Origin of the sequence: Bradyrhizobium sp. INPA03-11B, from assembly GCF_040446015.1 — a bacterium.
Taxonomy (GTDB): domain Bacteria; phylum Pseudomonadota; class Alphaproteobacteria; order Rhizobiales; family Xanthobacteraceae; genus Bradyrhizobium; species Bradyrhizobium macuxiense_A.
On the sequence record NZ_JASGSR010000022.1, the window covers coordinates 82977 to 91404 of the forward strand.

Genomic DNA, 8428 nt, shown 5'->3' on the forward strand with positions numbered 1-8428 from the left:
GCCGCGTCGATGTCACGCGGACGCAAGTTCTGCACAGAAATCACGCAAGGGACGGCGAGTGCGGGACGATTCAGAATCATCGTCCCGCACGTGCTGGAAGACCGCCATGACTCCTGCCGCAGTCGCCCCGCAGCAAGGTCACTTACGATGCGGCTCTCGCCTCGATCTGCTCCCAAATTCTGGTCTTGCGTGTCTCAGGCATGACGAGCAGGGCAATCACGAAACACACCGCCGGAACGACAATCGGGTAGATCAGCGCGTAGCCGATGCTGCCGGTGGCCGCGAAAGCGGCCGATGTGATGAACGGCACCAAGCCTCCGCCCCAGCCGTTGCCGATATGATACGGCACCGAGACTGAGGTGTACCTGATCCTTCCTGGGAAGAATTCCGCCAGGAACGCGCCGACGGGCCCGTACACCATCCCGACATAGCAGACGAGGATGAAGATGATGAAGATGGCGGCCGGATAGTTGATGTGTCCTGGCTGCGTGACCGTACCGAGCCACAGATACAGCGGATAGTAGGTGATCGCGGCAAGCAGCATTCCTCCGAGGATGACGGATTTGCGGCCGATCTGATCCGACAGCCAGCCAAAGAAGATCAGGCTCGGCGTTGCGATCAGCAGTGCGGCTCCCACGATGTAGGCCGAGGTAAGCGGATCGACCTTGGAGACTTGCTGCAGGAAGTACAGTGCCCAGAATTGACCGCTGTACCAGACCACGCCCTGTCCGATCAGGACGACGATGGCGATGCCGATGTACTTGATGTTGGCGCTGAGGAAGGCTTCCTTCCACGGATTCCTGGTCATCTGCCCGCGTGCCTTGATCTCCTGGAAAATCGGCGTCTCCTGCAGCTGGAGGCGGATGTAGATGGCGATGGCCACCAGCAGGAACGAGAGCAGGAACGGAATGCGCCACGCCCATTCGTCGAAGGCCTGATTGCCGGCCCAGGTCCGGGTCAGAACGATCACGGCCAGCGACACCACGATCCCGAGTGTCGGCGAGGTTTGTAGCCAGCCCGTGTAGTAGCCGCGGCTGTCGTCCGGAACATGCTCGGCGACATAGGTGATCGCGCCGCCATATTCGCCGCCGAGGCACAGACCCTGGATCATCCGCAAACCGAACAGAATGAATGCGGCCGTCAGGCCGATCGACTGATAGGTTGGAATCAGTCCGATCGCTCCCGTTCCCAGGCCCATTCCGCTCAACGTAATGAGGAATGTATATTTGCGGCCGACCCGATCGCCCATCCATCCGAACAGGAAGGCCCCCAGCGGACGGATCAGGAAACCCGCAGTGAACAGTGCGATTGTGCTCAGCAGGGCTGCGACGGGGTGGGATTGCTCAAAGAACTTGACCGATAGAACGGCGGCAAGGCTGCCAAAAATATAGAAGTCGTACCATTCAATGATGTTTCCCACTGACGCAGCGACAATCACGCGACGAAAATCGCTAGGTACTTGAATTGCCATGTGCTGCTCCTATCAAATGCAGACGCTACTCCTCGCGTTTTTTCAGCGATCAATCCGCTCGCGGAGTGCGCGTGGTGCGCGGCGTTGCAGGCGAGATTTGCGAGTTCGTCCGCAACGCCTGGTCTCAGGGGAGTTTTGGACCACCTGAGAAGAGCTCCAGCGGCCTTCAGTGCCGCGAGCCGTTACCGCCTCATCCCTGTCTGTCCGGGAATGCAGGCGTCAGGGCAGTCTAATCCCAACCGGATTGGTACCTAATGCGACTTTCGGCTCGATCGGTCTGACGCGGGCAGGAGCTATGGCCCGTGCGGGGAGCCGCGCGGCGCAGGTCGGTCCTCGTATCCCGCCTTGCCGGTCCGTATTCTGCATCCGTTCCGCTAGCGGTGAGGTCACTGCTTCCGGTAGCCTTGCCGCCCGGCAGGGATCACAAGTGGAATGGCGGAGCAGGGCACGACGCCGGGCGGCAAACGCGGCTACGCGGGGACGTGGCCGCCGCGTGCCGCCGTTCCTGCCGGCGGCTATCTGCCGACACCTGCCAGCATCTGGCGGCCCTTCGTCGAGACGCTGCGGCAGTGGGCGCGCGCGGAGGCGGGCGCCGGTCGGCTGTTGCCGTGGGTGCCGGTCGCGTTCGGCACCGGCATCGCATTCTATTTTGCGGCCGAGCACGAGCCGGTGCTGTCGGTCGCCGCCACTGTCGCGATCGTGCTCTGCCTGCTGGCGCTGCTGCTCCGGCGGCGCAGCGTGTTTCCTGCCATCGTGATGCTGGCTGCCGTTGCTGCGGGCTTTGCCATGGCGACATGGAAGACGGCGCGGATCGCTCACGGCGTGCTGGCGCGGCCGATGTTCTCGGTAGCGCTGACCGGCTTTGTCGAGACGCGCGACATCAGAGAGAAGACCGATCGCTTCGTGCTGCGCGTGGTCTCGATGGAGAGCCCGCGCGACAACACGAAGTTGGAGCGTGTCAGGCTCTCGGTGAAGAAGGGCACCGCGCCCGAAGTCGGCAGCTTCGTCGAATTGAAGGCGCGGCTGATGCCGCCGCTCGGGCCGCAGCGTCCGGGCTCCTATGATTTCGGCCGCGACCTGTATTTCCAGGGCATCGGCGCCTCCGGCTTCGTGATGGGTGCGGTCAAGACCAGGGAGCCGCCGGCGGCCGGTGGCCTCGCGCTGCGCTATGCCGCCTTCATGCAGTGGCTGCGCGACGCGATCGACGCACGCATCCGCACCACGCTCGACGGCGACCAGCGCGCGATCGCAACCGCGCTGCTCACCGGCCGGCGCGATGCGATCACGACGCCGGTCAACGATGCGATGTTCATCTCGGGGCTCGGCCACGTGCTGTCGATCTCCGGCTACCACATGGCTGTCGTCGCAGGCGTCGTGTTCTTCACGATCCGCGCGCTGCTTGCGCTGTTTCCGGCGCTGACGGCGGGGCACCCGATCAAGAAATGGGCCGCGGCGGCCGCGCTGGTCGCCGCGGCGTTCTATCTCTTGCTGTCGGGAGCCGAGGTCGCGACCCAGCGGTCGTTCTTCATGACGGCCGTGGTGCTGATCGCCGTGATCGTCGACCGCCGCGCGATCACTTTCCGCACGCTGGCAGTGGCCGCGCTGATCGTGCTCGCGATCGCGCCGGAGGCGCTGGTGCATCCGAGCTTCCAGATGTCGTTCGCCGCGACGCTCGGGCTGGTGGCGCTGGTGCAGATCGGGCTGCCGAACCTTCTGGCATCGCCGGACCATTCGGCGACCGCGCGGGTCGCGCTGTGGGGCGGGCGCGAGCTCACGATGCTGACGCTGGCCTCGCTGGTCGCAGGGCTCGCGACGACCCCGTACGCCGCGTTCCACTTCCATCGCGTGACGCCCTACGGGCTGCTCGCGAACCTTGCGGCCATGCCCGTGGTGTCGGCCGTGGTGATGCCGGCGGGCCTGCTCGGGCTCCTCGCCATGCCGTTCGGCTTCGACGGCGTGTTCTGGGCGATCATGGGGTTCGGCATCGACTGGATGATCCTGGTGACGCAATGGGTCGCGGCGCTGCCCGGCGCGGTCGGCCGGATGGCGGCGTTCGGTGTCGGGCCGATGATCCTGGCGAGTGCCGGTCTGATCCTGCTCGGATTGTTGCGTTCGCCGCTGCGCTGGTCGGGGGCCTCGTTGCTCGTGGTGGCCTCGGTCTGGGCGGTGCGGGTGCCGCAGCCGGACGTTCTGGTCTCCGCCGATGGCCGCAATGTCGCGGTGCGTGGCGGCGACGGCCGGCTGCATCTGATGCACAGCGCCAAGGATGCCTTTCTCGTGAAGGAATGGCTGGCGGCCGATGCTGATGCCCGAACGGCCGCGGATGCGTCGCTCGGCGAGGGGGTCTCCTGCGATCCGAGCGGCTGCGTGACGCAAGGGCCCGGTGGCGCCTTCGTCGCGCTGGCGACCCGGCCGGAGGCGCTGGCGGACGATTGCGAGCGCGCGGCGCTGATCGTGACCGCGCGGCCGCCACCGCCGCGGGACTGCGCCGCCTCCGTGATCGACGCCGAGCGGCTGCGGCGCCACGGCGCGCTGATGCTGCGGCGGAACCGGGACGGCTACGCCATCGATGCGGTCAAGCCGGGCGGGATCGACCGGCCGTGGTCGCCGGCGGTTCCCGGCTATGGCGAGAGCGAGACCACGCTGCGCGCGCCCACCGCCGCGCCGCGGCCCGCCGTCGACGCGACGCCGTCCGAGGTCGATCTGCAAGGCGAGGATTAGTAAGGCGAGGATTAGCCGGGATCGAGCGAGGTGCCGGAGGGCAGCTCAAACAGGCCGAGATGGTATTCGTCGGAGTCGGGGCCGCCGTCGGGCTTCTTGACGAGAGTGAAGACCGCCTCGGGAAACCGTTCCCAGACCTTCAGGTCGTCGGCCGTGACCGTCAGCCAGCCGAACCGGAACATGTAGCGGCCCGGTTCTGTGACGCGTCCAGCTTTTTGCCATGTGACCTTATCGACCACCGCGCACGTCCTCCGTGCACGATGATGCGCCAAGCCGTCCGCCGACGCAAATCTCCAGATGCGCCCCGGAACCCGACGTCCGGGGTCGCTCGAAATCGCTTAGGTCATCCGCCGCCGAACGGTTCATTCCGCGGCGACGATGCGCTCAACCCAAAAACAGCGACGCGAATGCAGAGGGCCGCCGCTCCACAACCTTCGGCTTCTGCTCGACCGGCGGATGCAGCGCCGGCAGTTGCAGCACGCTGACGCGCTGCCCCTCGACGAGCTGGGTCACCAGCACATGGCTTCCGTCGGGGAATTCGACCGCGTCGTGATGGCGGTCGGGCACGTCGGGCTCGACTTCGTTGAACACGCCGACGCGGAAGTTCATCGTCTTGGTCCAGATCCAGCGGCTGTCGTAGCGAACGTTCTCGGCGAAAGCGAGCTCGGTGCCTGGCAGCATGCAGACCGCGACAGTGGGATCGTTCTCCGAAGCAAAGCCGCGGGTCGACGTGCCGCGGAAGGTCGTCGTGATCAGCGTCTCTCCGACAATGGCGGGGCGCGATGCCACGGCGTGCAGACTATAGTCACACATCGGTTGGCTCCTCATTTCGAGGTAGCGACCCGTGCCTCTCCTTGAGGCATAGGGCCTCTACCAGAGTGGACGATAGCGAACGAGTGTCTGCTCGTTTCTGGGCTATTCTACGACTGGCCTGAGACCGCCTCAATCACAAACACGCGACGCTGCGTGAGAGGTATCGGAGCGCATCGGGCTGGCCGCATGCTGCGCTATCTTCCAAGGAACGATCCGACGTGTTGCTCGTTCCTCGCCGCTGCAAGTATTTGCAACTCAGTACTTGCGATAGAGGCCGATCAGCTTGCCCTGGATGCGGACCCGGTTCGGCGGCAGGATGCGCACTTCATAGGCGGTGTTGGCCGGCTCCAGCGCGATCGACGCGCCGCGGCGGCGGAAGCGCTTCAGGGTGGCTTCCTCCTCGTCGATCAGCGCCACCACGATGTCGCCGGTGTTGGCGACGTCGTTGCGCTGGATCAGCGCCATGTCGCCGTCGAGGATGCCGGCATCGACCATCGAGTCGCCGCGCACTTCCAGCGCATAATGCTCGCCGGCGCCGAGCATGTCGGGCGGCACGCTGATGGTGTGGCTGCGGGTCTGCAGCGCCTCGATCGGCGTACCGGCGGCGATCCGGCCCATCACGGGGACGGCGACCGGACGGTTGCCGTCGTCCTCGGCGACCGGGGGCGTGCTGGTGCGCTTGCCGAGGGTGCCTTCGATGACGCTCGGCGTGAAGCCGCGGCGGCCGTTGCCGCCGCCGGCCGCGAGCTCGGGCAGCTTGATGACTTCGATGGCGCGGGCGCGGTTGGGTAGGCGGCGGATGAAGCCGCGCTCCTCCAGCGCAGTGATCAGGCGGTGGATACCGGACTTCGAGCGCAGGTCGAGCGCATCCTTCATCTCGTCGAAGGAGGGCGGCACGCCGGCCTCTTTCAGACGTTCATTGATGAAACGCAGAAGTTCGTACTGTTTGCGCGTGAGCATCTCGAGTATTCCCCCGGTTGATAGCGTCGTTCGATTCCGAGACTCTTCAGTGGGGCCTGCAGGCCGGGCCTGACCTCAGGAGCATTGTGCTTGTTGCAAGCGCTCCCTGGCGGCCTCCCGTTTGTAGACACCAGCACTCGAAACAAATCATGAACGGACACTATATGTTCGATATGTGTTCTGCAACCACTTAATTTCAGGTGAACGCGCTCGGCAACGCACAATGAGCGGGCCGCGAAAGCCTCACTCAGGCAGCGTCAGGATCTCGCATTCGGTGCCTTTGACAGCCGCCGGCGCAAACGGCGGACGCACGAGAAGTGCCCGTGCCGCAGCGAGATTCCCGAGCAGCGACGAGTCCTGCTGCATGACAGGCGTTGCGATCAGCGTGCCGTCTTCGCGCTCGTCCAGGCGCGCGCGCAGATAGTCCTCGCGCTGATCGTTGGCGGCGAGGTCGCGGCCGAGCAGGGCGCTCGCGCGGCGATGATGAATCGTTTTTCGGCCGCTCAACGCGCGAATCAACGGCACCAGGAACAGGAAGGCGCAGACATAGGACGACACCGGATTGCCGGGCAGGCCGATCACCCGCATCGGCCCTAGCCGGCCGTGCATCATCGGCTTGCCGGGCCGCATCGCGATGCGCCAGAACGCCATCTGGACGCCCTCGGCCTCCAGCGACTTCTTGACGAGATCGTGGTCGCCGACCGAGGCGCCGCCGGTGGTGATCAGGATGTCGGCACCGCTCTCGCGCGCCCGGCGGATGCCGGCCGTGGTCGCCTCCACGGTGTCGGCGGCGATCCCGAGGTCGACGGTCTCGGCGCCTTCGGCCCGCGCCAGCGCCCGCAGTGCGTAACCGTTGGAATAGACGATCTGTCCGGCGCCGGGCTTTGATCCCGGCATCACCAGCTCATCGCCGGTTGCCAGCACCGCGACCTTCGGCCGGCGGCGGACCGCGAGCTCCGGGTAGTTCATGGCCGCCGCCAGCGACAGCGCGCGGTCGGAGAGGCGGCTGCCGGCGGCGAGCAGCACGTCGCCCTCGCGGAAGTCGACGCCCGCGGCGCGGATGTGCCGTCCGGCGGCTGCCGCCTCTGATATCGCGATGTGGTCGCCGTCGACCCTGGTGTCCTCCTGGATGATGACGGCGTCGGCGCCGTTGGGGATCACGCCGCCGGTAAAGATCCGCACCGCCTCGCCGGCACCGACCGTCCGCTCGAACGGCCGGCCGGCGGCGACTTCGCCGATCACCTTGAGCCGGGCCTTCAGATCGGCCGCGTCGGCTGCCCGCACCGCATAGCCGTCCATCGCCGACATCGGCTGCGGCGGCTGGGTGCGGAGCGCGGCGAGGTCACCCGCCAGCGTGCGGTGGTAAGCGGCATCGAGCGCGACCATTTCCTGCGGCAGCGGCTCGGCGCCGGCGAGAACGGCGGACAGGGCATCGGCAACCGGCATCAGGGCCACGCTCAGAACTCCTCAAATCCAGGGTTCAAATCCCGGCGTTCAAATACCAAGTGCAGTCAGCGCCGTTGCCACGTCATCCGTCGATGTCACGTGGATGGCACGAAGGCCGCGCGCCCGCGCACCCTCGATATTGGCAGCCAGGTCGTCGAAGAACAGGATCCGCGACGCCGGCACGCCGATGGCTTTTACCACATGATCGTAGGCCTCGGCGTCGGGTTTGCGAAAGCCGATGCTCGAGGACAGGAAGACGCTGCGGAAATGTCCGAGCAACTCGGCATGGGCGACCGAGAAATGCGCGACGTGGGCCGGATTGGTGTTGGAGAACGCGTAGAGCGGCATACGCTTCGCGGCGGCCGCGAGCAGCGGCGCGATGCCCGGCATCTCGCCGGTGAAGATCGAATTCCAGCCCTCGAGGAATTGCGCGTCGCTGAGGCCGATGCCCAGCGACTGGCGCAGGTTCGCGAAGAACGCCGCATCGTCGATCCGGCCGATCTCGTGATGCTTGAAGCTGTCGTCGACGACGAAGCGGCTGGCGAGCTCGGCCGGTGCGCATCCTGCGTGCTGGGCCCAGTGCGCCATCACCTTGTCAAAGTCGATCTCAAGCACGACGCGGCCGATATCGAACAACAGCACGTCGACGGAATCGGGGGAGAGTTGCGAGGTCATTGCGTGAAACCGTGTACGAGAATTGCAGGCGGGCGGCAATGTCCCCGATTTGTGCGGCAGGCATGCGACCGGAATGCTGAGGTTGGCCCCGGCTCGGTCCATCTCATGCAGGGTGGTCACCCGCGAAAGCGGGTGATCCAGTATTCCAGAGGCGGTCGTGCTTGAACCGAGAGGCCGCGGCGTACTGGATCGCCCGGTCGAGCCGGGCGATGACAGCGGAGAGTAGGTGAGTGCGCGGCTCTCTCCACTTGTCGTCCCTGCGGAAGCACTAGGGCATGCACAGATCTCTGAGGCTCCATCCTGCGGCGACGGCGTGGAAGTGTTCGAGGCCGGTTTTGAAGG

7 protein-coding genes are annotated in these 8428 nt (G+C 65.9%); 1 reads left to right on the forward strand and 6 read right to left on the reverse strand.

Going from position 1 to position 8428, the window contains the following annotated elements:
* Positions 1–142: 142 nt before the first annotated feature.
* Positions 143–1471: an MFS transporter gene (locus QMZ05_RS11925; protein ID WP_353700919.1), complete on the reverse strand. Its 1329-nt coding sequence runs from the start codon at positions 1469–1471 to the stop codon at positions 143–145.
* 432 nt (positions 1472–1903) lie between these two features.
* Here QMZ05_RS11925 and QMZ05_RS11930 point away from each other — a divergent pair, with 432 nt between their 5' ends.
* Entirely contained in the window at positions 1904–4192 is a 2289-nt protein-coding gene (locus tag QMZ05_RS11930; RefSeq protein ID WP_353700920.1) for a ComEC/Rec2 family competence protein, read from the forward strand.
* 11 nt (positions 4193–4203) lie between these two features.
* Here the strand turns inward: QMZ05_RS11930 and QMZ05_RS11935 are convergent, their stop codons facing one another.
* From QMZ05_RS11935 to QMZ05_RS11955, 5 genes are all read right to left on the reverse strand, one after another.
* A complete protein-coding gene (locus QMZ05_RS11935) occupies positions 4204–4431 on the reverse strand; it encodes a hypothetical protein (RefSeq protein WP_095734877.1) in 228 nt (75 codons plus the stop codon).
* A 145-nt stretch (positions 4432–4576) separates the two neighbouring features.
* Entirely contained in the window at positions 4577–5005 is a 429-nt protein-coding gene (locus QMZ05_RS11940) for a hypothetical protein (protein WP_074130078.1), read from the reverse strand.
* A 255-nt stretch (positions 5006–5260) separates the two neighbouring features.
* A complete protein-coding gene (lexA, locus tag QMZ05_RS11945) occupies positions 5261–5965 on the reverse strand; it encodes a transcriptional repressor LexA (protein WP_279706247.1) in 705 nt (234 codons plus the stop codon).
* Between the two features lie 243 nt (positions 5966–6208).
* Positions 6209–7420, reverse strand: a complete 1212-nt coding sequence (gene glp / locus QMZ05_RS11950) for a gephyrin-like molybdotransferase Glp (protein WP_353700921.1) — start codon at positions 7418–7420, stop codon at positions 6209–6211.
* 39 nt (positions 7421–7459) lie between these two features.
* Entirely contained in the window at positions 7460–8086 is a 627-nt protein-coding gene (locus QMZ05_RS11955; protein ID WP_353700922.1) for an HAD family phosphatase, read from the reverse strand.
* Between the last annotated feature and the right edge of the window lie 342 nt (positions 8087–8428).